The 25,616-nt window shown below is 71.1% G+C and carries 22 protein-coding genes and 1 pseudogene; 9 read left to right on the top strand and 14 right to left on the bottom strand.

The window, feature by feature from the left end; translation table 11 throughout:
• Positions 1 to 196: 196 nt before the first annotated feature.
• The 5 genes and pseudogenes from FHX80_RS34090 to FHX80_RS34105 form a co-directional block, all read right to left on the bottom strand.
• A complete protein-coding gene (locus tag FHX80_RS34090) occupies positions 197 to 706 on the bottom strand; it encodes a DUF4232 domain-containing protein (protein ID WP_145768332.1) in 510 nt (169 codons plus the stop codon).
• 393 nt (positions 707 to 1,099) lie between these two features.
• Positions 1,100 to 1,243: pseudogene (locus tag FHX80_RS36290) on the bottom strand (transcriptional regulator); the annotation flags it as partial.
• 42 nt (positions 1,244 to 1,285) lie between these two features.
• Positions 1,286 to 1,876, bottom strand: coding sequence for an N-acetylmuramoyl-L-alanine amidase (locus FHX80_RS34095; protein WP_145768333.1), 591 nt, complete (start codon positions 1,874 to 1,876; stop codon positions 1,286 to 1,288).
• 498 nt (positions 1,877 to 2,374) lie between these two features.
• Positions 2,375 to 3,820, bottom strand: a complete 1,446-nt coding sequence (locus tag FHX80_RS34100; protein ID WP_244318775.1) for an SWIM zinc finger family protein — start codon at positions 3,818 to 3,820, stop codon at positions 2,375 to 2,377.
• Positions 3,817 to 6,729, bottom strand: coding sequence for a DEAD/DEAH box helicase (locus FHX80_RS34105; protein ID WP_145768334.1), 2,913 nt, complete (start codon positions 6,727 to 6,729; stop codon positions 3,817 to 3,819). Before FHX80_RS34105 ends, FHX80_RS34100 begins: the two co-directional genes overlap by 4 nt.
• Positions 6,730 to 6,983: 254 nt before the next feature.
• Here FHX80_RS34105 and FHX80_RS34110 point away from each other — a divergent pair, with 254 nt between their 5' ends.
• Positions 6,984 to 8,036, top strand: a complete 1,053-nt coding sequence (locus FHX80_RS34110) for a fatty acid desaturase family protein (RefSeq protein ID WP_145768335.1) — start codon at positions 6,984 to 6,986, stop codon at positions 8,034 to 8,036.
• Between the two features lie 96 nt (positions 8,037 to 8,132).
• The gene (locus tag FHX80_RS34115; RefSeq protein WP_136325839.1) at positions 8,133 to 8,315 is read left to right on the top strand and encodes a hypothetical protein; all 183 of its coding nucleotides are present in this window, start codon (positions 8,133 to 8,135) and stop codon (positions 8,313 to 8,315) included.
• Between the two features lie 394 nt (positions 8,316 to 8,709).
• Here the strand turns inward: FHX80_RS34115 and FHX80_RS34120 are convergent, their stop codons facing one another.
• The gene (locus FHX80_RS34120; RefSeq protein WP_167523824.1) at positions 8,710 to 9,765 is read right to left on the bottom strand and encodes a hypothetical protein; all 1,056 of its coding nucleotides are present in this window, start codon (positions 9,763 to 9,765) and stop codon (positions 8,710 to 8,712) included.
• A gap of 94 nt (positions 9,766 to 9,859) precedes the next feature.
• Positions 9,860 to 10,168: a hypothetical protein gene (locus FHX80_RS34125; protein ID WP_145768336.1), complete on the bottom strand. Its 309-nt coding sequence runs from the start codon at positions 10,166 to 10,168 to the stop codon at positions 9,860 to 9,862.
• Between the two features lie 161 nt (positions 10,169 to 10,329).
• Between FHX80_RS34125 and FHX80_RS34130 the strand changes: the two genes are divergently transcribed.
• A complete protein-coding gene (locus FHX80_RS34130; protein ID WP_145768337.1) occupies positions 10,330 to 11,232 on the top strand; it encodes an oxygenase MpaB family protein in 903 nt (300 codons plus the stop codon).
• Between the two features lie 78 nt (positions 11,233 to 11,310).
• Here FHX80_RS34130 and FHX80_RS34135 read toward each other — a convergent pair whose 3' ends face one another.
• Entirely contained in the window at positions 11,311 to 11,910 is a 600-nt protein-coding gene (locus tag FHX80_RS34135) for a class I SAM-dependent methyltransferase (RefSeq protein ID WP_145768338.1), read from the bottom strand.
• A 160-nt stretch (positions 11,911 to 12,070) separates the two neighbouring features.
• Here FHX80_RS34135 and FHX80_RS34140 point away from each other — a divergent pair, with 160 nt between their 5' ends.
• From FHX80_RS34140 to FHX80_RS34155, 4 genes are read left to right on the top strand one after another with little or no spacing between them, the layout of a single operon-like run.
• On the top strand, positions 12,071 to 12,940 hold the full coding sequence (locus FHX80_RS34140; protein WP_145768339.1) for an MHYT domain-containing protein: 870 nt from the start codon (positions 12,071 to 12,073) through the stop codon (positions 12,938 to 12,940).
• 60 nt (positions 12,941 to 13,000) lie between these two features.
• On the top strand, positions 13,001 to 15,571 hold the full coding sequence (locus FHX80_RS34145; protein WP_145768412.1) for a sensor histidine kinase: 2,571 nt from the start codon (positions 13,001 to 13,003) through the stop codon (positions 15,569 to 15,571).
• The gene (locus tag FHX80_RS34150) at positions 15,568 to 16,005 is read left to right on the top strand and encodes a roadblock/LC7 domain-containing protein (protein WP_145768340.1); all 438 of its coding nucleotides are present in this window, start codon (positions 15,568 to 15,570) and stop codon (positions 16,003 to 16,005) included. The genes FHX80_RS34145 and FHX80_RS34150 overlap by 4 nt, the downstream gene beginning before the upstream one ends.
• Before the next feature lie 16 nt (positions 16,006 to 16,021).
• Entirely contained in the window at positions 16,022 to 16,462 is a 441-nt protein-coding gene (locus tag FHX80_RS34155; RefSeq protein ID WP_145768341.1) for a DUF742 domain-containing protein, read from the top strand.
• Between the two features lie 25 nt (positions 16,463 to 16,487).
• Here FHX80_RS34155 and FHX80_RS34160 read toward each other — a convergent pair whose 3' ends face one another.
• Entirely contained in the window at positions 16,488 to 16,997 is a 510-nt protein-coding gene (locus tag FHX80_RS34160; protein ID WP_145768342.1) for a MarR family winged helix-turn-helix transcriptional regulator, read from the bottom strand.
• An 81-nt stretch (positions 16,998 to 17,078) separates the two neighbouring features.
• Here FHX80_RS34160 and FHX80_RS34165 point away from each other — a divergent pair, with 81 nt between their 5' ends.
• A complete protein-coding gene (locus FHX80_RS34165; RefSeq protein ID WP_208764872.1) occupies positions 17,079 to 19,193 on the top strand; it encodes an MMPL family transporter in 2,115 nt (704 codons plus the stop codon).
• Between the two features lie 82 nt (positions 19,194 to 19,275).
• On the opposite strand, the gene FHX80_RS34170 is transcribed toward FHX80_RS34165, so the two are convergent.
• A complete protein-coding gene (locus FHX80_RS34170) occupies positions 19,276 to 19,851 on the bottom strand; it encodes a TerD family protein (RefSeq protein WP_145768343.1) in 576 nt (191 codons plus the stop codon).
• Between the two features lie 158 nt (positions 19,852 to 20,009).
• Positions 20,010 to 20,174 carry a Sec-independent protein translocase subunit TatA gene (gene tatA / locus FHX80_RS34175; RefSeq protein ID WP_145768414.1) on the bottom strand — a complete coding sequence of 55 codons (165 nt, stop codon included), beginning with the start codon at positions 20,172 to 20,174 and terminating at the stop codon, positions 20,010 to 20,012.
• A gap of 194 nt (positions 20,175 to 20,368) precedes the next feature.
• On the opposite strand from tatA, the gene FHX80_RS34180 reads away from it, so the two are divergent.
• Positions 20,369 to 21,853, top strand: coding sequence for an LCP family protein (locus tag FHX80_RS34180; RefSeq protein WP_244318776.1), 1,485 nt, complete (start codon positions 20,369 to 20,371; stop codon positions 21,851 to 21,853).
• Here FHX80_RS34180 and FHX80_RS36950 read toward each other — a convergent pair.
• From FHX80_RS36950 to FHX80_RS34190, 3 genes are all read right to left on the bottom strand, one after another.
• Entirely contained in the window at positions 21,739 to 22,344 is a 606-nt protein-coding gene (locus tag FHX80_RS36950; RefSeq protein ID WP_425281719.1) for a GNAT family N-acetyltransferase, read from the bottom strand. The genes FHX80_RS34180 and FHX80_RS36950 overlap by 115 nt on opposite strands.
• Positions 22,345 to 22,431: 87 nt before the next feature.
• The gene (gene mgtA / locus FHX80_RS34185; protein WP_145768344.1) at positions 22,432 to 25,158 is read right to left on the bottom strand and encodes a magnesium-translocating P-type ATPase; all 2,727 of its coding nucleotides are present in this window, start codon (positions 25,156 to 25,158) and stop codon (positions 22,432 to 22,434) included.
• A complete protein-coding gene (locus FHX80_RS34190; protein ID WP_145768345.1) occupies positions 25,142 to 25,507 on the bottom strand; it encodes an ArsR/SmtB family transcription factor in 366 nt (121 codons plus the stop codon). Before FHX80_RS34190 ends, mgtA begins: the two co-directional genes overlap by 17 nt.
• Between the last annotated feature and the right edge of the window lie 109 nt (positions 25,508 to 25,616).

Below are 25,616 nucleotides of genomic sequence, written 5' to 3' on the forward strand. Positions count from 1 at the left end.
CGAGGATTCGCGCAGGCCGAAACCTGGCCCTCTCGGGATGGGCGTCCTCAAGGGGCTTGCCGGTGTCAGCCCTGTTCCGGCGGGTTCGGCACCGAGGCGCCCGCCGGAACGGGCGCCGCGAAAAGCTGGCTCATCACCAGGAGGGAACGGGTGCAGGAGACTTCGCGAGAGAGGGGGGTTCCCGAAGATGTGGAGCTCAGGCGCCGCGCTGAACCGGACCGACGAGGGTACCGGCTGCCACCTTGAGCTTGCCTTCGGCCACGGACGTGCCGGGGATCTCCCCGCCCGGCGCCTGAAGCGTGAAGGATGCCGCGTCTGCGGAGATGCCACGGACGTTGTTGGGAACCTGGATGTCGAAGTGCACCGGGTGTCCCGGGCCGAAGGTCACCCCGGTCCGCTGGTTGCCGTAGCGGCCGGCGGTGATCCGGTTCTCCGACCCGTGGTTCGAGAACCGCATGCCGGTGGGTGAACCGGCCAGCCGGCACGAGTCGTACCCACGCGGCGCGGTCAGGGTGACGCGGTAGTGGCGGTGCCCCGCGCTGCCGGGCGCATCGGTGATCTTCGCGGTGTGGTTGGCCGGACGGCAGGCGGAGGGTGCAGGGCCGCCGGCCCTCACCGGCGCGGCCTGCGCCACTTCCCCACCCGCGGCGCCCAACAGTGCGGTGGCGGCGATGGCGACGACGATCTTCCGGGTGATACGCATCATGAAACCGTCCCTGCTTCGCTTGATGGCCCTGAGGGTGATTCTCTCGGTCAAGAGCATGGGAAGGAGGGCTTTTGACCTAAATCTCACCCCCACCGGGGGTATCTCAGGGCTATCACGGCCGCGCCACCACCATGCGTAACCCACACCTACCGTTGTCGTTCGACCACGCGCCCGGCGGACGGGCCGCAGGCCGCGTCCGCCCCGACCGTGGCCCGGTTCAGCGGCACGGGCGGCGACCAGGGACATCGTGCCGTCGGCGCCGTCGTTCAGGGAGTGTTCAGGGAGTTGGGCGGCGAGGCGATGGTCCGGGACTGGTCCGGATCCTGCTCCGAAGCGGCCGCCCGCGATCAGCGGCGCCTCGTCCCTGCCAAGCGTGCTCGGCCGTACGGTTCAGGTGGCCGGGGACGGTGCGAGCAGGGACAGTTGGGACTCGGCGGCACGCGCGACGGCCGCCTGCACGAACGCCACGCTGCGCGGGTGCGCGAACCGGTTCCCCCCGTGATGTCGACCGCGCCCGGTACGCGGGTCATGCCGTGGCGGCGTACGACCACCCTCGGAAGGGCCGGACCCGGTCGTGGGTCAGCCCGCGCCGAGCAGGTTGACGAGGCGGAGGTAGCGGACCCAGTCCCAGTTCGGGCCGGGATCGGTGTGGTCGGTGCCCGGGACCTGCGCGTGGCCGAGAATATGCGTGCGGTCCTTGGGGATGCCGTATCGGTCGCAGATCGAGGCGGTGAGCAGCGCCGACTTCTCGTACATGGCATTGGTGAAGTACGAGGGCTGGTCCACATAGCCCTCGTGCTCGATACCGATGCTGCGGGTGTTGTAGTCCCAGTTGCCCGCGTGCCAGGCGATGTTCTGCTCCCGGACGCACTGGTCGATGTATCCGTCCACCGACCGGATCACGTAGTGCGCGGAGACCTGCTTCGCCGGATTCTGGAAGATCGCGACCGCGTCGGAGAACGTCTCCTGGGTGACATGGATGATCACATACTGCACGGGATACGCCGAAGGGCGCTTCGAGACCGTGTAGTTGGACGTAGATGCCGGTGCCCAGTGGGCCGACGGATAGTCCGTGTCGCCCGCCACCGCTGCGGCGGCCTGTGCGGAGGCTGGAAGCAGAGCGGCCGCGGCGGTGGCCGCGGCCCCCTGAAGGATCCTTCTCCGGTGCATGTGTACTCCTGCTGTGTGTGGGGGGAAGGGGTGGGAGTGGGGGGTGTTGGTCGGGACGGATTCAGGACCCCGGGAAATCAGTGACTCCCTCTTGTCCGATGACCGGAATGGGTGTCCGATGTACGGTCGAGCGTGTCGCGGGCCCTACCGTACGGGCGTCGCGAGAGTGGCGGAAGACGGTAGGAGTCCGAAATCGCTCTCGTTCAGGGGGAGTTCGGTCATTCTTTGGACACCGGAAAGCCGGTAAGTCCGGCCCGTCACCGCCATACCCTCGATTGTGCCGGGCATGCCCGCGACCTTCCCGGGGTGATGGCCAGGCTCCTGTGCGGAACGGGGACGCCCGATGCCGCCGGGGCGGTGAGCTCATCGCAGGGACTGACGGCCGCCGGGATCCGCCCCCGGTCCGCAACGCCCGGTGGGATCGAGCTGCACTCCTGGGCGCACTCGTGACGGCGGGCGGGGGCGAAGAGCTCGCCCCCGCCCGCCGGTGAACTGCCGTCAGACGCCGCTCAGGCCCGGGCTGGTCGGACCTGCGTCGGTCAGCGCCGCGTCGACCAAGGCCGCCGCGGGGTCGTCGTCGGAGGGGCCGGCTGGGATCCACCGCCCGCTCTCCTTGCGGTACGGATACCAGCGCCCGTCCCGTCCGTAGCGGAGCTGAACCGTCCCGTCCACCGAGGTCCAGCGGTTGCGCTCGGCCCGCAGCCGGGGTGCCTCGTCCTCCTCCCAGGCGTCGGCGAGCTGCGTCCTGGCGTGGGCCAGTGATGCCGCGTCCGGTGTCCACTCCTCGTCGAGTACGGAGAGCGCCGCGGTGCCGCCGTACTGCCAGGCGCGTACCGCGGCCTGCAGACCGGTCGGGCCGCGCCCCGATCCGGTCGCCAGCCGGGACGCGATCCATGGCTCGGGGCGTGCGTCCGCGGCCAGCCGCACCGCATCCTGCTCCGGCGTCAGCCCGACCGGTAGCGCCTGCCGTTCGTGGCCCGGCGCCAGCGCGTCCGCGAGCATCCGGTGCGCACGCGCCGCACTGTCCGTCGCCAGCATCTCCAGCGCCGTCGGGTCCACCCCGGGCTCCGGATCGGTCTCCGTGTCCAGCGACGGCGACACACCGGACTCGGCGGGAAGCTCCGGGGGAGCGGGCAGCGCAGGGAGGACGTCGCCCGCCGCGTGGGTCTCCGCCGCCGGGACCCCGCGCACACCCCGGTCCCCGGGCCCCGCCGCGGAGGCATCGGCGGGCTCGGACGGTTCGTGCCCCGCGGCCCGGGCGGTGATCCGCACCTGGAGCTCGTCGAGCAGCCGGCGCTCGCCGCGTCCCCGCATCAGCAGCAGGACGAACGGGTCCTGGTCCAGCAGCCGCGCCACCTGATAGCAGAGGGCGGCGGTGTGCGGGCAGTGGTCCCACGCCTCGCAGGTGCACTCCGGATCGAGGTCACCGATGGCGGGGAGCAGCTCCACACCGGCCGCGGAGGCGTCCTCGACCAGATGCGGCGGCATCTCCCGGTCCAGCAGCGCCGCGATGTGCCCGGCCCGGTCGACCGCCATATCCAGGAACCGGTCCCACTCCTCCTCGCTCAGCTCCTGGAGCAGCACGTCGCTGCGGTACGCGCTCGCGTCCCGGTCCTGGACCAACGCGGTGATCCGGCCGGGCCGTACGGACACCACACCGACCCGGCCCTCACGGGCGAACCGGCGCCCCTTCTTCAGCTGCTGGCCGTCCAGCGCGGTGTCCTCCAGAGCCTTCAGCCACGCCTGGCCCCACCAGGACTCCGCGAAGCCGCGGCCGCTCGCGGGCGGCAGCGCGGCAAAGGTGCGTTCCTGCTCGGGCGCCGAGGGTGCCGTGTCGTCCTCCTCGTCGCTGTCGAAGCTGTGGAGGCGGTCGAACGGGTCGGCGTATTCGTCGGGCTCGTACTCCTCGCGCCGGTATCCGTCGCGCTCGTATCCGTCGCTCATCGTGCGCCCCCTCGCAGCTCCACCAGATCGGCCAGTTCCGCATCGCTGAGCTCGGTCAGGGCGCTCTCCCCGGAACCGAGGACCGCGTCCGCGAGCCCCTGTTTACGGGCCAGCATGTCGGCGATCCGGTCCTCGATCGTGCCCTCGGCGATCAGCCGGTGCACCTGCACCGGCTGGGTCTGCCCGATGCGGTACGCGCGGTCGGTCGCCTGGGCCTCGACCGCGGGGTTCCACCAGCGGTCGAAGTGCACCACGTGGCCCGCCCTGGTGAGGTTGAGGCCGGTCCCGGCCGCCTTGAGCGACAGCAGGAAAACCGGGGCCTCGCCCGCCTGGAAACGGTTCACCATCGACTCACGTGCGGCGACCGGCGTGCCGCCGTGCAGGAACTGGGTACGGACCCCGCGCGCCGCCAGATGCCGTTCGAGGAGCCGGGCCATCTGCACGTACTGGGTGAACACCAGGACAGCCGCGCCCTCCGCGAGAATGGTGTCCAGCAGTTCGTCGAGCAGCTCCAGCTTTCCCGAACGGCCGGCGATGTGCGGATCCTCCTCCTTGAGGTACTGCGCCGGATGGTTGCAGATCTGTTTGAGCGCGGTCAGCAGCTTCACCACCAGGCCCCGCCGGGCGATGCCGTCGGCGGCGGAGATCGCCGCCAGGGTCTCCCGTACCACCGCCTCGTACAGGCCCGCCTGTTCGGCCGTCAGGGAGACCGCCCGGTCCGTCTCGGTCTTCGGCGGCAGCTCCGGAGCGATGCCCGGATCGGACTTGCGCCGGCGCAGCAGGAACGGACGCACCAGCGCGCCGAGCCGCTCGGCCGCCGCGGGGTCGCTGCCGCCCTCCACCGCGCGCGCGTACCGGGTACGGAAGGTGCCGAGCCGGCCGAGCAGGCCGGGGGTCGTCCAGTCGAGGATCGCCCACAGTTCGGAGAGGTTGTTCTCCACGGGGGTGCCGGTGAGGGCCACCCGGGCCTGCGCGCCGATCGTACGCAGCTGTCTGGCCGTTGCCGAGTACGGATTCTTCACGTGCTGCGCCTCGTCGGCGACGACCATGCCCCACCGGGTGGCCGCGAGTCTCGGGGTGTCCAGCCGCATCGTCCCGTACGTGGTGAGGACGAACTCGCCGTCCGCCAGGTTGTCCAGGTTGCGTGCTCCGCCGTGGAAGCGGCGCACCGGGGTGCCCGGCGCGAACCTCTCGATCTCCCGCTGCCAGTTGCCCATCAGTGACGTCGGGCAGACCACCAGGGTGGGGCCCGCGGCGGATTCGACGGTCTGCCGGTGCAGATGCAGTGCGATCAGGGTGATGGTCTTGCCGAGCCCCATGTCGTCGGCGAGACAGCCGCCGAGCCCGAGTGAGGTCATCGTGTGCAGCCAGTTCAGGCCACGGAGCTGGTAGTCACGCAACGTCGCGGTGAGCGCCGCGGGCTGACCGAGCGCCGGTTGTTCACCCTGCGCCCGCTGGCCCTCCGGATCGGCGAGCCGCTTCCGCAGCCCCTCCAGCCAGCCGGTCGCCCGTACCTCGACGCGGCGGCCGTCGACCTCGGTGGAGCCGGTCAGCACCGCCCCGAGCGCGTCGATCGGCGTGACCTTGCGGTCCTGGGTCTCCCGGGCGCGACGCGCCTCGTCGGGATCGATCAGCACCCACTGGTCGCGCAGCCGCACCAGCGGCCGGCCTGCCTCGGCCAGTCGGTCGAGCTCGGCGCGGCTGAGCTTCTGGTCACCGAGCGCGAACCACCAGTTGAACGCGAGCAGGGCGTCCGCGGACAGGAGCGGCGCGGTGTCCGACGCGGTACGCAGAGGCCCCCGGGAACCGTCCGGCTCGTCCTTGCCGTCCTCATCGTCGGGCGGGCCGATCACCGCGCGCGCCGTGAGTTTGCGGGCCAGCTCCCTGGGCCAGTGCACCTGCACGCCCGTCGCGGCGAGGGCCCGTGAGGCGGTGCCTAGCAGCTCGGCGATCTCCTCGTCGGCCGGTTCCACCGAGTCCGGAACGGCCGCCGAAAGCAGCGGAGTCAGGGGCGGCCAGGCGCGGGCGGCCCGGCGCAGCATCAGAAGGGCGTCCATCCGAACCCTCGGCCCGAGGGCGGCGGCAGCCGGCCCACTGCCCGTCCAGATCTCGGCGGCGTCGGTGACCAGGGTCGGATCGCTGACGCTGTGGATCTGCGGAACCACACGGAAGGAAGGGCCGGACAACTCTCCCTCGGACGGCTCGTCGACCAGGTCGAGCCCGGACACCTCCACGCGCAGCGAGAGCCGGACACCGGCGTCGTGCCCGGCCGCGACATCGGCGACCCAGGGCCGCTGATCCGGCAGCCGCTGCGGAGCGTCCGCGGTGAACGCCGGGCCCCCGGCGGCGAGGGCCGCCGCCGGCGTACGCGGCAGCCCGTCGGCCACCGCGTCGAGGAACGCCCTTACCAGCCACTCCGGTTCGGGAAGCAGCAGAGGCTCGGCCGTCGCATCGAGCGGCACCGCATGGGCACTTGGCGGCATCGACGCGGCCAGCGTACGAATCCGGTCCTGATCGTCCGCGGTGAGCGGTCCGACCCGCCAGGCGTCGTGATCCGTGGCGCTCAGCCCCGGCAACAACAGCCCACGCGCGGTGAGCTGAAGGGCCAGCAGCCCCGCCGCACCCCAGAAGGCGGCCGCCGGGGATGCGTGTGCCGAGGCTCGTGCGCGGGTGAGTACCGGCAGAGCGTCCCGTACGGGAAGCAGCCGCGCCGGTACCTCGTACGGCAGGGCGTCGGAGCCGGTCACGGTCAGGTCCTCGACGGTCCCGGGGGCATCGGGCGGACTGCTACCGTCTGGGCACCAGAAGGCGACGCGTCCGGTCCGGGAGGGATCCGCGGGCAGGAACACCACGGAACAGCCGGCGAGTGCGGAGATCTCGGAGAGCGTTGCTGCGGGGAGGCTGTGCACAGCGATGTCAGATTCCTCAAATTTGACTAGTTGACTGAGGTCGCCGAGGGTACTCCATCACGTCCCGTGCGGGGGCCGGCCTCCGCATGATTCACGTCACACGCCTGTGTCTGTTATGTCGGCCAGGTGTAGTCAGCCCCCTCCGGAATGTGGGGGTTGGCACCAGGAAACCTCGGGTGGTGGCTCCATGGCTGCTATACATCTGCGACTCGTACGTTTCATCAGGTCAGCGCACCTCTAAGACCGGAGACACAATGCCTCAGGCCGCAACCACCGTCGCGGAACGAACCCGTGACAGTGACATATGTGCCGGAAGTACAGGAAGTGACTTCGCGCCACTGCTGCGGGCCGTCAAGGGGCAGGGACTCCTCGAACGCCGCACCGGTTGGTACGCGGCAGGCATCGCCGTCAATCTGCTCGCCCTGGGCGCCGTGCTCACGGGAATGTTCCTCCTCGGCAACACGTGGTGGACCCTGCTGCTCGCTCTGCCCCTCGCCATCTTCTGGTCCCGCACCGCGTTCGTCGGACACGACGCCGGCCACGCACAGATATCCGGTGACCGCAGGGCGAGCCGCGCCATCGGCCTGGTGCACGCCAATCTGCTCCTCGGCATGAACGAAGCCTGGTGGAACGACAAACACGTACGCCACCACGCCAACCCCAACCATGTGGACAAGGACCCGGACGTCGGCGTCGGCGCCCTCGTCTGGACCCAGAAGCAAGCAGCGCAGCGCGAAGGCTTCGCCCGCTGGCTCACCCGTAATCAGGCCTGGCTGTTCTTCCCGATGCTGCTCCTGGAAGGCATCGCGCTGAAGATCTCCGGCTTCCAGTACCTGCGACAGCAGCCCGCCCGTGAGCGCGCCCTCTCCGCCCTGCTCCTGGTCGCCCACCTCGGCCTCTACGCCACGCTGCTGCTCACCGTCATGTCGCCCGGGAAGGCCGTCGTCTTCGCGCTCGTGCACCACGCGCTCTTCGGCCTTCACCTGGGCATGGCCTTCGCCCCGAACCACAAGGGCATGGAGATGCCCGACCCCGACGGCGACCGCTGGGGACACCTGCAGCGCCAGGTCCTCACCTCACGCAACGTGCGGGGCGCCGTCCTCACCGACTGGTTCCTGGGCGGGCTCAACTACCAGATCGAGCACCACCTCTTCCCGAGCATGCCCCGCCCGCATCTGCGGCTGGCGCAGCCACTGGTCAAGGCTCACTGCGAGGCGCTCGGAATGCCGTACGCGGAGACCGGACTCATCGAGTCCTACCGCCAGGCACTCGACCACATGCACGAGGTCGGCGCGCCGCTCAGGTGACCGTCGTGGACGGGTTCGGGGCAGGCTGGAACCGATGGGCACGCACATGCGTTCTCACTGCAGGAGCGGCCACTGGCCGCGAAGGAGGCGTGGACGATGTCGAACAGCGCAAAGATCGCCATTGGGGGAGTTGTCGTCGCAGTCGTCCTGATGCCGTTCATCGGGTTCTGGCTGTCCCTGCTGGTGCTCATCGGAGTACCCGCGATCGCCTATCTGGCACTGGATCCCAGCCAGCGGCGCAGGCTCCGCAGGATCACTCGTAAGGAGATCGGCCGCTGAGCCGGTCGACGGTCAAGCACCGTGCAAAGGCCGTAGAGGGCCCCGTCCTGCCCAAACCGTGCCGGTTCGACCCCGCGCGCGCAGATGTTTGAGCTCGTGCACGACGACATTGGGCCTCGTGCCTGAAGACGGTCGGCGGGGCCCGGGATCTCAGGATCCCGGGCCCCGCCGACCGTAACGGTGTGTGCCGGTTGCGCCGCATCAGCCGGGCCGCCTCCGGAGCCTCGTCGAGACCGTACGTCGCGGAGGGTGCCGGCCGAAGATGGCCATCGGGCAACCGCCGACTGCTCCTCGCCGCTGGCCACTCCCAAGGCGATGCCCTCCCCTCACGGGCGAACCGTGCCGCGTATGAGCCCGGACCGCCGGCCGAACCCCGCGCCGGAAGGCGCCATGCTCAGGAGGGCCGCACCGCCAGCGCGTCCAGGGCTTTGAGCAGACCGGGCAGTTTGGTGCCGCGCCTGACCGGCACGATCTCGCCGGGTATCTCGTCCAGCAGCAGGAAGGCGATGTCGTCGGTCCTGGCCACCATGGACCAGCCGGTGCCGTCGGCACGGATCATCCGGGCCTCCCCGGTGGCGAAGGACGAACGGACCCGGCCGGGCGGCGGCGGGGTATCGACATAGGAGTGGGCCTGCGCGAGAGCCCGCCGGACGCCGGGATGCGTGCCGGAGAGGGCGCCGCGCTCTGCCGCGACGTCGCCCTCCGCGGCGCCGCCGTCCCCCGCGGCAGCGCTGTTCTCCGCGGTGCCGGAACCGGCGGCAGTGTCCGTACCGGAACCGGCACCCGCGCCGGGCTCTGTACCGGCGTCCGCCCCGGCGCCCCCTGCACCGGAACCGGTGCCCGAACCCGCGTCACCATGCGCACCGGAACCGGCATCCGGGGCGGTCCTGCCCGTGCCTCCACCGCCCGCTGGGCCGAACGCGGTCTCGTCGTCGATCTGTTCGCGCCAGACCGCCCACTGCAACGCGATCGCGTCCGCGCCGAGGCGACGCTGAGCCGGCCCCCACGCCTGGGTGTCGGGCGGAGCCAGCGGCGGCAGATCCTCGCCGTCCGCCTCCGGATCAGGCGACGGATCGTGCGGGGCCGCCACGCCCGGAGCGGCGACCGCCACGGCGAGCGGCCAGCCGGGGAGTGCGCAGACCACCGTGCGGTCGTCGGGCGACAGGTCGTACTCCATGCCGCAGTCCCAGGACGCTATCGCCACGGCCACCAGGGACACGTCATCGACGACGACGGTCCACCTGGCCCCGTCGCTGTCCTGGCCCATGATCAGACCGTACCCGTCGGCATACGGTTCGAGGCCGAGCGCCGCACACGCCGCCGGGTAGTCGTCGCCGAGAACGCTCGGGAACTGCGCAGGGGTCAGCAGGACCGCGGTCAGCACATACAGTGCGTCATCGTCGGCGACTGCGTTGTCCGTCCCGGTCACCGCACCCTCCTCGTCCGTCATGGTTGTCGTCGGCGCACCTTAACCAGTGAGTAACCCGCTCGTCGAGGCCCTGACAACGCAGAAGACCTCGCTCCGGTGTGCCGTGGACGGGCTCTCACTCGGCGGCCAGGCCGAGCAGCGTACGGGCCACGACATCCGGTGATTCGTCGCGTTCCCGGGCGAGTGCGATGACCGCCCGGCAGGCCAGTTCTCCGACGCCGAAGGAAAGTGCCTCCGGCGACACCCACCCGCTCGCCTCGTCCATCCGCTCCTGGTCGTCCTCCACCGACGCCGCGACGAACGTGGCGGCCGCGTCGAACAGATTGTGCTGCCGGTGCTCCGGCGCCCTGGTGGGAACGCCGGGCCGGCCGTCCTTGCGGCCGGGGGCCACGGCTCTGCGGAGTATGCCGAACATGTCGGCCATGAGGACCACCCTTCCTGGATGCGTGTGTGTGCGACCGGTACCGTGCGCACGCGAGGGTCCGTGCCGAGCGCGCGTGCCGTCCCTGTCCGCCGTGCTACTCACCGTCATGCCCGCAGACGTAGGGTTGGACACTCGACCTGGACAGGACGGGGGACAGTGCGGTGAAGCGCTACGACCGGCTGAAGGACATCCAACGCCTCGATCCGGAGCGGGACTTCCTGGAGATCTACCGGATCACGGCCACGTACGAATTCCCCTGGGACATCACCCGCGCCCTCGAACTCGCCCTTTACCGCACCTATGCCGTCCCGCGTATCGGCCGACTCCTTGCCGAAACAGCTCAGCTGACGGAACGTGCGCAGAAAAGGTACGACGACACCGCGCTGCTCCTGGACGCCGTCGTCGAGCACGGGTTCGACAGCGACCCGGGGCGTACGGCCATCCGCCGGATCAACCAGATGCACCGCAGCTACGACATCAGCAACGACGACATGCGTTATGTGCTGTGCACCTTCGTCGTCACCCCGAAGCGCTGGCTCGACTCCTATGGATGGCGTCGGCTGTGCGGGCACGAGTTGCGGGCCTGCGCCGCCTACTACCGGACCCTGGGCGCCCACATGGGCATCAAGGACCTGCCGCTCACGTACGAGGACTTCGAGCGCACCCTCGACGCCTACGAGAGGGAGCACTTCGGCTGGGACGAGGGAGCGCGGGCGGTGTCGGACGCCACGCTGGAGCTGATGGCCTCCTGGTACCCGCGGCCCCTGGCGCCGGTCGTGCGCGGCGCGAGCCTCGCCCTCCTCGACGACTCGCTGCTGCGGGCCTTCCGGTACGAGCGTCCGGGGCCGGTGGCACGGGGCCTCACCCGGGGCGCTCTGCGCCTGAGGGCCCGCGCGGTGCGTCTGTTGCCCCCTCGCACCACCCCGCACTACGCCCGCCAGAATCCCGAGATCAAGAGCTACCCGGGCGGCTACGAGGTGTCCGCACTCGGCACGTTTCCCACACTCGGCACGGGAGGCTGTCCGGTCCCGCACCTCCGTCGCCCGGACACCCCGGCCGGGTGAGGGGGCCGGCCGGTGCGGTGCGTGCGCCACCGGGGGTATGAGCCCGTCCGGCACCGTGCGTGCGACACCGAGGGGCCATCAGCCCATCCGTTCGGCAAGGACGAGGAAGCGGGCCTCCTCGTCGATGTACGTATCCAGCCGCCAGCCCGAACGGGTCAGTAGCGGGCGGAGGTTGTGCTCCGCCCGCAGATCGGCTTCGGTGAGGTTGCGGCCGTGCCGCGCGGCCAGTGCCGCCCTGCCGATGGGATGGAAGAGTGCCAGCAGCCCGCCCGGCCGCACCACCCGGGCCAGTTCCGCCAGATACCGCCCCGGTTGCGGCAGATGCGAGATCAGCCCGGCCGCGAACACCGCGTCGAGCGCATGCGACCGCAGCGGCAGCCGGGCGGCGTCGGCCTGGAGCAGCAGTCCGCTGCGGTCGCGGCCCGCGCGTGCCGCGGACTCCAGCATGGCCGTGGTGAGGTCGGCGCCCAGCACCGTGCCCCCGGGACCGACCGCATCCCGCAGGGCGGGAAGCGCCCGTCCCGTACCGCATCCCGCGTCGAGCACGGCGTCGCCCGCGCGCAGTCCGAGTGCGGAGACCGCCGCGGCGTAGGCGGGACCGTCGTCGGGGAAGCGGGCGTCCCAGCTCGCGGCGCGGGCGGTGAAGAAGTCCTGGACGTGTGTGTGGTCATCGGCCATGCGGACATGATCGCGCAACGGCCGCTCGAACGAATCGGCATGGATCGGGGTGCATGTTCGACCACGGTGTGATCGTTCGGGAGTGTCTCTCTGTCATATTCCGGCAGCTTTCGAATGCGCCCGGGGCGCGCACCCCGGCCGCGACTAGCGTCTGGGAGTCATGGGACACCTGGACCACGCCACCTTCGGCTGGCTGACACCTCTGCTGTCGTACGCGATGGCCTGCATCGGCTCCGCACTCGGACTCAGCTGCACCGTGCGCGCGCTGGAGGCGACCGGGCGCTCGCGCCGCAACTGGCTGATCACGGCCGCATCGGCCATCGGGTCGGGCATCTGGACCATGCACTTCGTGGCGATGCTCGGCTTCGGCGTGTACGGGACCGACATCCGCTACAACGCGCCGCTGACCTTCCTGAGCCTGCTCGGCGCCATGGTCGTGGTCGGCGGCGGCGTCTTCGCGGTCGGCTACAGCCGCGACCGGACCAGGGCGCTGCTGCTCGGCGGCTTCGCCACCGGGCTCGGCGTCGCCAGCATGCACTACCTCGGCATGACGGCACTGCGGCTGCACGGCACCATCCACTACGACCCGCTGCGGGTCGTCCTCTCCGTCGCCATCGCGGTGATCGCCGCGACAGCGGCTCTGTGGGCGGCGCTCAACATCAAGTCACCGCGTGCGGTGGCCCTTGCCTCCCTTGTCATGGGTGCGGCGGTCAGCAGCATGCACTACACCGGAATGTTCGCCGTGACGGTGCGGGTGACGCCCTCGGGAAGCGAGCTCCAGGGGGCCACGGCCATGCAGTTCATCTTCCCGCTCGCCGTCGGCCTCGGCTCCTACCTCTTTCTGACCTCGGCTTTCGTGGCCCTCTCGCCCACGGCCCGGGAACGCGCCGCCTACGTCTTCGCCGAGCGCGCCGGGACTCCCGCCGACGCGGAACCCGCATCCGCGGCCGGACCCGTCCGGCGGGGACCGGACACCCGCTCACGTCGCACGGTCCGCAGCCCTGATGCCTCACCCGCAGGCACCCGCTGACGCACGGTCCGGCCCGCCCGACAGCGCCGCACCCAGCCCATGAACTGGAACGAGGAGGCCATGCGCCCACCCCGCACGATCCCGGACGCCGGCGCCGCCGACGCCCGGCCCGGCACCCCGCCGGTGCCCGCCCGAGGGCGCCGCGCACACGCCGGACCACCGGCCGACGAGACCACCGAGTACGACGGACCGGCGCCGGCCGACGGAAGGTCCGTGCCGCGAGGACGCCAGACCCTGCGCCCCAGGACGGTCCGCGCGAAGATCATCTCGCTGCTCACGGTGCCGGTCGTCTCACTGCTCGTCCTGTGGGGTTTCGCCACCGTGTCGACATCCCAGGATGTCGCCCGGCTGCGCCAGTTGCAGCGGGTTGACGAGGAGGTAAGGGCGCCGGTGGCGGCCGCGGTCACGGCGCTGCAGGACGAGCGCGCGGCGGCCATGCTCCAGGCTGTGGACCCCAGCGGTACCCGCACCACCGCGCTGGAGGAGCGGGCCGGGCACACCGACACGACACTCGCCGCCCTGCGGCTCGACGACAGCCACACCATCGCCGAAGCGGGCAGCCTCCCAGGCGGCGTGGCCGGCCGCCTCGAACACTTCCTGGATCTCGCCAAGGAGCTTCGCACCGGCGCACGGGCAGCGGACGGCCCGGCCGGCGGAGGCGACGAGGAAGCCGTGTACGACCGGTACACCGAGACCGTCACCGCCGCCTTCGCCGTCTCAGGCGCCCTCACCGGGATACAGGACGACGCCCTGGGATCCGACGCCCGGGTCCTGCTCGAACTCGCCCGCGCCGACGAGATGCTGGCCCGTGAGGACGCGCTGCTGACCACGGCCGGGCATACCGGCACCCTGAAGGACGGGCCGCTGCGGCTCTTCGCCGGGGCGGTGGCCACCCGGCGCAGCCTCACCGAGACCGCGGGCGCCGATCTGCCCGCCGCCGAACGCGCCGCCTGGAAGAAGTTCGCCGTCCATCCCTCCTACCGCACGATCCAGGCGGCCGAGGACACCGTGCTCGCCGCCGCACCCGGCCGGGAGGCGGCCCGTGCCGTGCCCGCCGACGACTGGCAGCCGGCCGCGGCCGATGTACGGGGCGAACTGAGCCGCATCGGCACCGGAGCCGGGGACCGCGCCGACCCGCTCGCCCGCGCGCTGCTCAGCACGTCCGGGGCCGCCGTGATCTTCGGCTGTGTCGCTGTCGCCGCCTCCCTCGTGATCTCGGTGCGCATCGGCCGCGGGCTCGTCGTGGAACTGGTCAGCCTCCGCAACAGCGCCCTGGAGATCGCCCGGCGCAAACTGCCCCTGGCGATGCGGCGGCTGCGCGCGGGCGAGGAGCTCGACATCCAGGCCGAGGCCCCGCCGGGGCCCGCCTCCCACGACGAGATCGGGCAGGTCGGAGAGGCCCTCGGCACCGTCCACCGGGCAGCCCTCGGCGCCGCTGTCGAACGGGCCGAACTCGCGGACGGCATCTCCGGCGTCTTCGTCAATCTGGCCCGCCGCAGCCAGGTGCTGGTCCACCGTCAGCTCAACCTCCTGGACAGCATGGAGCGCCGGGCCGACGACCCCGACGAGCTGAGCGACCTCTTCCGCCTCGACCACCTCACCACCCGGATGCGCAGGCACGCCGAGAGCCTGATCATCCTGTCCGGCGCCGCCCCGGGACGGGCCTGGCGCATGCCCGTGTCCCTGACCGACGTCGTGCGGGCCGCCGTCTCCGAGATCGAGGACTACGCCAGGGTGGAGGTCCGCCGGCTGCCCGACGGCGCGGTGAAGGGGACGGCCGTCGCCGACCTCATCCACCTGCTCGCCGAACTGGTCGAGAACGCCGCACAGTTCTCACCCCCGCACACCAGGGTGCACATCACCGGCGAACCCGTCGGCAACGGGTACGCGCTGGAGATCGAGGACCGTGGTCTCGGTATGGGACCCGAACTCCTCGCCGAGGCCAACCGGCGCATCGAAGAGGCCGAGGCGCTCGACCTCTTCGACAGCGACCGGCTCGGCCTGTTCGTCGTCAGCCGGCTCGCCGTGCGCCACCGGATCAAGGTCCAGCTGCGTACCTCGCCGTACGGAGGCACAACGGCCGTGGTCCTGCTGCCGACCGCGCTGCTGCAGAGTGCGCTGCCACCGGCCGCGGAGCAGACCGCACTGCGGAGGGACCCGGCCGGGCGTAGCGACGAGCACGAGGGGATCTCCTTCCCCTCTGCCCCGGGCGCGCGGCCGGAACGGGCCCGGACCACGGCCTTTCCCGCGCCCGTCGCCGTTCCCGCACTGGAGTCCCACACGGGCCCGGAAACCCGGGTGACCGCGTTGCGCCCGCGGCCCCGCCGGGCGGACGAAACAGGCGATGCCCCGCCTCCGGACGCAGAGCGGGGCGAGGACGACGCCCTGCCCCGCCGGGTGCGCCAGGCCAGCCTCGTGCCGCAACTGCGCGAGGAGCCAAGGCCCGAACCGCCCCCGTCGGGCAGCCCGGCCGAGGACGCATCCGCAGAGCGCACGCCCGAACAGGTCCGGGACCGGATGACCGCCTACCGGGCCGGCTGGGTACGCGGCGGCGGCTTTGGCCCGGAGACACCGGCGCCACCCCCGCGTACCACCGAACCCCGCCCGCTCACCGAAGGAGACCCCGCATGATCGCGAACGAGAGGGCCGGGGTCCGCGGCCGTTCCGGCGAACTGGACTGGCTGCTGGACGATCTGGTGGCGCGAGCCGGCGAGGTACGGCACGTGGTCGTGCTGTCCGGCGACGGGCTCGCGGTCGGCGCGTCCAGCACGCTGAGCCGCGAGGACGCCGAACATCTGGCCGCGGTCGCCTCCGGGTTCCACAGCCTCGCGAAAGGCGCCGGACGCCACTTCAGGGCTGGAGACGTACGCCGGACGATGGTGGAGATGGACGAGGGGTTCCTGTTCGTCGCCGCCGCGGGGGAGGGGTCCTGCCTCGCCGTGTTCACTACGGCGTTCGCCGATATCGGCATGGTCGCCTACGAGATGGCCCGGCTCGTCAACCGGGTGGGCGAGCACCTGCGTACCCCGGCACGGTTCGCCGGACACCCGTCGGCAGCTGACTGAAGGAGGTTGGGACACCTTGTCCGGTACCGACGAGGCCCGGGAACACCTCCCGGGCGCCCCCGAGCCGTACGAACTGCCCGGCAGCCAGTGGTACGACGCCGACGCGGGCCCGCTGGTCCGTCCGTACGCCATGACCGGCGGCCGGACGGAACCGGGGCCGGGCGGCGCGCACTTCGACCTGATCGCGCTCGTCACCTTCGACGACACCGCGTCCAAGAGCTCGAAGGACGCGCTGCTCGGGCCGGAACACCGGACCCTGCTGACGCTCTGCCGGACCGAGACCCAGTCGGTCGCGGAACTCTCCGCCGACGCCGATCTGCCGGTCGGCGTCGTTCGGGTGCTCCTCGGCGACCTGCTCGAATCGGGTTACGTACGGGTCAGCCGCCCCGTGCCGCCTGCGCAGCTGCCCGACGAACGCATCATCCGCGAGGTGATCACCGGCCTGCGGGCACTCTGAGCACCGTCCGACCGGACGCCCCCGCTCAGGGCTGCCGCCCGTCCTTGCGCAACTGGGCCAGCTCGTCGTTCATGGCGTCCAGGAAGCGCACCACGACCGCCAGTTCGGCCTCGTCGAACTGGCGCCGGGCCGAGTCCGTGCTGTCCGCCAGTGGCATGAAGAAGTCGCGGGCCACCGCCTTCGCCGCGGCGGCGTAGTGCAGATGCACCATCCGACGGTCGCTGTTGTCCCGGACCCGCCGGATGTGCCCCGCGCGCTCCAGGCGGTCCAGACACGCTGTCACCGCGCCTGAGGTGAGGTCGAGCTGTTCACGCAGTCTCCCCGGAGTCATGGCCGCCCCCGTCCCGGTGCGCTCGGCGTCGAGGATCGCGATGAGCGCCTGCACATCCGTGGGATGCAGGCCCTGGGACTGGGCGAACTCGTGGGCGATGCGATTGAACTCGCTGTTCATCCGGCGCAGCAGGACAGCGAACGACTGGAGCCCGGTGGGTCCGTCGTCCATGCCTCTGTCCGGGCCTCTGTCTGCGGTGCGCATACCTCCAGAGTAATATCTCTCAATCATTGAGATAATGAATGATTGAGAGACCGTGATCGTGCACCGACCTCTGGGGAAGCAATGAAGCCCGTACCGCGGCACCGCATCGTCCGTTGGCTGGTGCCCGTGGCCCTGCTCGTCGTCTGGCTCGGCATCGGCGGGACGCTGGGCCCGTACGCCGGAAAGCTCGGCGAGGTGTCCACGAACGACCAGGCCGCGTTCCTGCCGCGCAGCGCGGAGTCGACGAAGGTGTCCGAGGCCCAGAAGGAGTTCCAGCGGTCCGGAACCGTACCCGCGATCGTCGTCTGGACAAGCGAGCGGGGCCCGCTCCCGGCGGGTGCTCAGGCCGCGTCCACCCGGGCACTCGCCTCCCTGGCCGGGGTGCCGGGAGTCGTCGGAACGCCTTCGCCCGCACTGCCTTCCGAGGGCGGCGAGGCGCTCTCCGGTGTCGTGCAACTCAGCTCCGGCCTGGGGGACGCACTGCCCGGCACGCTCGACCGGGTACGTGAGGCAGCAGGTACGGTGGCGGGCACCACGGCAGGGATCGCCGGACCCGCGGCCAGCCAGGCCGACCTCAAGGACGCCTTCGCCGGGATCGACGGGCTGCTGCTGGGCGTCGCACTCGCCGCAGTGCTGGTGATCCTGCTTCTCGTCTACCGAAGTCTGCTGCTGCCGTTCCTGATCATCTTCAGCTCCGTCCTCGCCCTCGGACTCGCCTGCGCGATCGTCTACGTCCTCGCGGACCACGACGTCGTGCGTGTGGACGGCCAGGTCCAGGGCATTCTGTCGATTCTGGTGATCGGCGCGGCCACCGACTACGCGCTGCTGCTCACCGCACGCTTCCGCGAGGAGCTCACCCGGCACGGCGACCGCACGGCCGCGGCCGTAGCCGCGCTGCGCCGCTCCTTCGGGGCCGTCACCGCGAGCGCCGCAACCGTGGCCCTCGGCCTGCTCGCGCTGCTGCTGAGCGATCTGACGAACAACCGGGCGCTCGGCCCGGTGGGGGCCATCGGCATCGTCTGCGCGGTGCTGAGCACACTGACCTTCCTGCCGGCGGTGCTGGTCCTGTGCGGCCGGGCCGCCTACTGGCCGGCGAAACCGCGCCCGGCGGACGAGGCGGCCGGGGGACACGGCATCTGGCGACGGGTCGCGGCCCGAGTCGACCGCACCCCGCGCAAGGTCTGGATCTCCACCTCCCTGGTCCTGGTCGCCTGTGCGGCGTTCGCGCCCACGCTGAAGTCGCAGGGCGTACCGCTGGACGAGATCTTCGTGAACGACGCCCCGTCCGTCTCGGCGCAGGCCACCCTGGGGAAGCACTTCCCGGGCGGATCGGGCAACCCCGCGGTCGTCGTCGCCAACAGTGCCCGCGCCGCCGAGGTGACCGCTGCGGCCGAGGGGACGCGAGGTGTCGCCTCCGCGGCACCCGTGACGGCTTCCGGACGGCCGGGTGGCGGTCCGCCCGTCGTGGTGGACGGCCGCGTGCGCATCGACGCAACGCTGACGGACGCCGCGGACAGTGATGCGGCCAAGGCCACGATCCAGCGCCTGCGCACCGCCGTGCACGCGATCCCGGGAGCCGACGCGCTCGTCGGCGGTTACACCGCGCAGCAGTACGACACCCAGCAGACGGCCGGGCACGACCGCGGCGTCATCGTGCCGGTGGTGCTCGCCATCATTCTGGTGATCCTGATGGGGCTGCTGCGATCCGTGCTGATCCCGGTCCTGCTGGTGGCCACCGTGGGGCTCAACTTCCTGGCGACCCTGGGCGTTTCGGCGCTGGTCTTCAAGCATGCCTTCGGGTTCAGCGGAACGGATGCCTCCGTGCCGCTGTACGGGTTCGTCTTCCTGGTGGCCCTTGGCGTGGACTACAACATCTTTCTGATGTCGCGTGTCCGGGAGGAGGCGTTGGCGCACGGGGCCCGGCAGGGCGTACTGCGCGGACTGGTCAGCACGGGCGGGGTGATCACCTCGGCGGGGGTGGTGCTGGCCGCCACGTTTGCCGCGCTGATCGTCATTCCGCTGGCGTTCCTCGCTCAGATCGCCTTCATCGTGGCCTTCGGCGTGCTCCTGGACACCCTGGTGGTGCGTTCACTGCTCGCGCCGGCGCTGGTCGTGGACATCGGTCCGAAGGCCTGGTGGCCCAGTGCGATCAGTCGCAGCGGGACGAAGGCGCCGGGAGCCGCCGGGCTCCGGTGAAGCGGAACGGGTCCCGGTCCGCGCTCCGTATGCCGGAGTGCGGACCGGGACCCGTGCAGATCCGGTTCACGGCAGCGATAGGTCAGACGTTGACGCCGTAGTCGGACGCGATACCCGCCAGGCCGGAGGCGTACCCCTGGCCGACCGCGCGGAACTTCCACTCCGCTCCGTGCCGGTACAGCTCGCCGAACACCATCGCCGTCTCCGTCGACGCGTCCTCGCTCAGGTCGTAGCGGGCGAGCTCCACGCCGTTGGCCCGGTTCACCACACGGATGAAGGCGTTGCGCACCTGGCCGAAACTCTGCCCCCGGCTCTGCGCGTCATGGATGGAGACCGGGAAGACGATCTTCGCGACATCCGCAGGGACGCCCGCCAGGTCCACATTGATGGACTCGTCGTCGCCCTCGCCCTCGCCCGTCAGATTGTCACCGGTGTGCTGGACGGAACCGTCCGGGCTGTTGAGGTTGTTGTAGAAGACGAAGTGCTGGTCGGAGAGGACCTTGCCGCTCTCCGAGCACAGCAGTGCGCTGGCGTCGAGGTCGTGATCGGCGCCCGTCGTCGTCCGTACGTCCCAGCCCAGGCCGACCGTCACCGCGGTCAGGCCGGGCGCCTCCTTCGACAAGGAGACGTTGCCGCCCTTGGCCAGGGTCACACCCATGAACTTCCTCCAATGATTCAATGATCCGCCGATCGGCACTACTTCTGATCAGCGCTTCTTCGGCCGTCACCGAGTTGAACGACGGCCCTGCCCTCAGGGTTCCCTGATTGCGCAAGCCATGAAGTGGCGAGCCGGTGCGGCGATTGCGGCCGCGCCGCTCACCGAGGAGACTCCTCCTTCATGGCCTTCGCCTCACTCTTCAGGATCCGCATGGATTTGCCCAGGGCGCGGGCGGTGTCCGGCAGCTTCTTCGAGCCGAACAGCATCAGCACGACGATCGCGACGATCACCAGGTGCCAGGGTTCGAGGCCGTTGCGCAGCATGCGCTTCACGCCCTTTCTTCGGGTGTCTTCCGGTCAATGTTTCCGGCAGGCATTTGTGGACAGCGGATCGGACCGACGATGGACGGGTCCGGTGATCCATCCGGGCGAAAACACTTGCTACATTGCGCAACTGTACAACCATGTGTGTGCGGTGCGAGTCCGACTGCATGGAAGCCGGACGAACGGGGTGGCCAATGGCAGGCAGTCACAAGGCGGCAGCGGCAGGGGGACGGAGGAGTCGTCTGCGGCGGACGGCCCTGTTCGGGCTCTCCTTCCTGGTACTGCTGGTCGCCGGAGTCGGTTGGGGGTACCTCAAACTGACCGGCAGCATCGACACATTCAGCGCCGACGGAGTGTCGGGCGACCGGCCGCCCGACACGTCCAAAGGACAGAACGTCCTTGTCATCGGGTCGGACTCACGATCGGGCGCCAACAGCGGGCTCGGCGGTGGCACGGGCGACGTCGGGCGCTCCGACACCGCGTTCCTGCTGCATGTCTACGCCGACCACAAGCATGCCGTCGCCGTGTCCATCCCCCGCGACACACTCGTCGACATTCCGGCCTGCAAAATGCCCGACGGCAGCTGGACGACCCCGCAGCACCACACCATCTTCAACGCGGCGTTCTCGGTGGGGGAGACGGCCGAGGGCAACCCCGCCTGCACCCAGAACACGGTCGAACACCTCACCGGCCTGCGTGTCGACCACACCATCGTGGTCGACTTCGCAGGCTTCTCCGCGCTGACCTCGGCCGTCGGAGGAGTGCCCGTCTGTCTGCCGAAGGACATCTACCAGCGCGATCTGAACCCCAAGCGAACCACCCGGGGAACCCTGGTCCTCGCCAAGGGCCCGCAGTCGGTCTCCGGACAGCGGGCACTCGACTACGTACGGATCCGGCACGGCATCGGCGACGGCTCCGACATAGGGCGCATCAAGCGGCAGCAGGCCTTCGTCGGTTCCCTCGTGAAGGAGGTCAAGTCCCGTGGCCTGAGCCCCACCACCCTGCTGCCGCTCGCCAACGCGGCGACCGACGCGATGACCGTGGACCCGGGGCTCGGATCGGCCGACCGGCTGCTGTCGTTCGCCATGTCGATGAAGAACGTCGACCTGCACAACACGAAGTTCGTCACCGTCCCCTGGCGCTACCAGGGCGCCCGCGTCGCGATCGTGGAACCGGACGCCGGCGCGCTGTGGGCGTCCCTGAAGGCCGACCGCACACTCGACGGCCAGAACGCCGCAGGCAAGGCGGGAGGAGACGGCCCGGCCACCGCATCCGGCGGGGCGTCGCCCTCTGCCACCGCTCCCGTCTCCGGCACGGGCATCGACGTGGCCGTCTACAACGGCACCACCGTGACCGGACTCGCGGCCGACGCGGCGAAGCTCCTGCGCTCGCACGGCTTCACCGTCACCGGCACGGCCACCGCGAACTCCCAGGACCAGACCCACACCCTCGTCACCTACGGCCCGGGCCTGCGGGACAAGGCCGAGACCACGGCCCGGCTCTTCGCGGGAGCGCGGACCACGGAGTCGGCCGCCGCCGGAATCCAGGTGATTGTCGGCAGCGACTACGCCGACAACCCCGCAGCCGCCCCCGCGACATCCGACGCAGTGCCGTCCGCCGTAGCCGACGAAGCCCGCTCGGCCGACGACGACCCCTGCAGCAACCTGTCGTACGGCTGAGCCGCTGCGGACGGCTCAGCGGCTGTCGGGTGACCTGCGATCCGGCGGACGGAGGCCACCGGCAGCCTCTCAGACCGACGGCCCGGCCGTCCGCAGCTGCAAAGAGGGGTGGTGCCGGGGCGGCGCGAACCCGAACGACTCGTACAGACCTGCCCCGTCCCCGGTGGCGTTGAGACTGACCACCGCACACGCGTCTCCTGCTCGAACCAGGCGAGCAGCGCGTCAAGACAGGCCCGGGCATGGCCCAGCCGGCGCCGCCGCGGATCGGTGCTCACGTTGGACACGTGACCCTGCAGCCCGCTCGAGCCGACCGCGCACGACACCACGCCCAGTTCGGTGTTGTCGACCAGGAACGCGGCGAACTCATCCGGCCGCGGCATCCGGTCGGCGAACCACTGCGCCGAGGCGGCGCGCCACGGAGCGCGGTCGTCACCGGTGGCCATCCCCCTGTCGGCCGGCATCAGCGCGCATCCGCACCAGCGCCGGAACATCGTCGAGGGTGGCGCGGCGTACACGTACCGGCCGGCCGTGAGCGGTTCCCGTGCCGGAATCCGCGCGGTCGTTGTCCGCCGTGGCCATCAGAGCTTCCGTTTCCGTTCATAGCGGTTGCGCGCCGCTGCGAGGCCGTATGCGTACAACGCGAGGACGCTGGCGAGCAACAGGTAATAGAGCGGCGGCAGTGCGCTCATACCCAGCGGCGGGCCGAGCGGGGTGAGCGGCAGCAGGACGCCGACGACCGCCAGACCGGCCGCGGCCGCCCGCAGCGGTCCACCTGTGCGGCCCTCCGCGGCCCGTCGGCCGGTGCGCAGCAGCAGCATCACCAGGGCCTGGGTGAGGAGGTTCTCGGTGAACCATCCGGAGTGGAAGGCCGCCTGGTCGTCCGCCCGGGAATCGTGCAGGGCAAGGGCCAGCACGGCGAAGGTCGCCAGGTCGGCGGCGGCGTTCAGCAGCCCGAATCCCGTGATGAACCGGAGGAAGTCCCGCGGGCGCAGCACCGTCGGCCGTCGCAGTACCGAGGAAGCGGGACGGTCGAAGGCGAAGGCGAGCTGCGCCGCGTCGAAACACAGGTTCTGGACCAGGACCTGCGCCGGAAGCATCGGCAGGAACGGCAGCAGCAGACCTGCGGCCAGCATCGCGATCACGTTTCCGAGATTCGAGGAGAGCGTGATGCGCAGGTACGTGGCGATGTTGCCGCTGCTGTGCCGGCCCGCGGTGATCGCGTGGTCGATCGCGCCGAGGTCCTTCTCCGCGAGAACGACATCGGCGGTCTCCCGTGCCACGTCGACCGCGTTGCGAGGACAGATGCCCACATCTGCGGCGTGCAGGGCCGGCAGATCGTTGACACCGTCACCGAGGAACCCCGTGGTGTGTCCCGATGCACGCAGCGCGGCGACGATCCGGGCCTTGTGCCCAGGGGTGCAGCGGGCGAAGACGGTCGCCCGGTCGGCCGCGCGGGCGAGCTCCGCCGCGGACAGCGCGTCCACCTCCTCGGCGGAGACGACCTGCCCCGGATCCAGCCCGAGGTCCCGGCAGGCACGGGCCGCTGTGCCCGGGTGGTCCCCGGTGAGGACCTTCACGGCGACACCCCGGCGGGCCAGCACCTCCAGTGCGTCGGCGGCGCTGGGCGTGAGCGCGTCCCGCAGGGCCACGAAGCCGAGAAAGGTCAGCCCGTGTTCGTCGGCCGGGTCGTACGTGCCGAACCGTGCGGGCCGCTCGGTACGGGCGACGGCGAGCAGCCGCAGCCCATGGGCGGCCTCGTGCGCCGCCATACCGGCCAGCCGCTCCCGTTCCTCCGGCTCCAGGTCGCACCGTTCCAGGACGGCCTCCACCGCCCCCTTGGTCACCAGCACATGGGTGCCCAACCCGCCGGGGAGCCGGACAACCGCGGTGGAGAGACGCCGCACCGGATCGAAGGGCAGGGCGGCCACCGCGTCGTACGACCCGACGGCAGTGGGGGGCGTCCAGTCACTGGTCCCGGACAGCGGGCCGTCCTGCTGTTCCCAGGCGTCCAGCACCGCTTCGTCGAGGGCGTCCGGCGCCGGGAGGTCGGCGAGCTGAAGCGTCCACAGGGCGTTGACCGCCGCCCAGTGCAGCACCCGTGGATCGGGATGCCCCGTCCGGTCCAGCGAGCGGTCGACGACGGGCCGGTCCTGGGTGAGGGTGCCGGTCTTGTCCAGGCAGAGCACATCGATCGCGCCCAGGTCGTGCAGCGCGGGCAGCCGCTTGACGATCACCCCGTTGTTGCGTGCGAGTTGGGAAGCACCCCGGGCCAGCGCAGTGGTGACGATGACCGGCAGCATCTCGGGCGTCAGCCCCACCGCCACCGCGACGGCGAACGGCAAGGTCTCCAGACCCCGCCCGCGCAGTGCGGCATTGGCCATCAGGACCAGCGGTGGGGTGAGCAGCATGAACCGGATCAGAGTCCAGGAGATCCCCTGCACCGACCGGTCGAACGCACTCGCGCCGCGGCGGTGTGCCGACCGGTCGTGCGCGGCGGCGAACCGGGTGTTCCCACCGGTCGCGACCACCACTGCCGTACCGCTGCCGGACGCCACACTGCTGCCCTGGAAACACAGCTGACGCTGGGCGAAGACGCCCGCCCCGATGCCGGGCACGCTGTGCAGCGCGGTCGTGGCCCCCTGCCGCAGCCCGGCGTCCGCGGGATGTTTTCCGACGGGAGCGGACTCCCCGGTGAGGGCGGACTGATGCACGGTCAGACCGCTCGCGCGCAGCAGCTGCACATCGGCCGGCACGAGGTCTCCCGGGCCGAGTCTGATCACGTCACCCGGGACGAGCTCGCCGACCGGTACCTCGCGGGCCTGTGGGACCGTGTCGGGGCCGCTGCGGCGCTGCACCGTCGCGGTCGTCGCCACCAACTCGCGCAGCGCCGCCGTCGCCCGGTGGGCCCGATGCTCCTCCGAGGACCGCAGCACACCGCTGACCACCGCCAGGACCAGGGTGACGGACGCCGTACCCCACGCGTCCACCACGGCCGAGATCAGCCCGAGGCAGAGCAGTACGGAAGTGAAGGGGTCTCGCAGGGTGCGCAGGAAGCGCAGTGGCCAGGGGACCGGGCGCCAGGCGGGGAGGATGTTCTCGCCGAACCGGGCCAGCCGTTCCTCCGCCTCCGTCTCCAGCAGCCCCCGCGGCCCGCTGTCCAGCGAACGCAGGACCTGGAGCGAGGTCGGTGCGGCGGGCGGTTGCGCGGTGGCCGCGGGGCCGGCGGTGGCGCCGGGCATCGGCACGACGACAGCCGACCGGTCTGCGTTCTCCGCCGCGGCAGCGTTCTCAGGCGCCGAGTTCATGGAGACGTGCGGGTTGCGTGGACGGGTACCCGGCCCGCTCCGCGAGCTGGCTGACCATGAGCCGTACGACTGTCACCACATCGGGATCGTCGACCAGGTACACCTGACGGCGGCCCTCGCGCCGGGAGCGGACGAGGCCGGCCAGCTTGAGCTTCGTCAGATGCTGGCTCACCGATGGAAGCGTGCCGCCCACCCGCTCCGCGAGGCCCGTCACATCGCTCTCGCCCTGGGCCAGCGCCCAGACGATGTGCAGCCGGGCAGGTGTCGCCAGCAGACCGAAGGCGGCAGCCGCCTGGGCCAGCACCTCCGCGGGCGGATCCTGGAAACCGCCGCCGGCACCTGTCGACACTCTTGTACTCCCGTCCGCGTGGGCCGACTCCTCGCACCCGAAGGGACCAGTGTAGGCGCCGGACGTGGAGCTTCCGTGGTGAGTCGTCATCGACCAGGAACAATCGGAG

The sequence above is a fragment of the Streptomyces brevispora genome, assembly GCF_007829885.1.
GTDB classification, from domain to species: Bacteria; Actinomycetota; Actinomycetes; order Streptomycetales; family Streptomycetaceae; genus Streptomyces; species Streptomyces brevispora.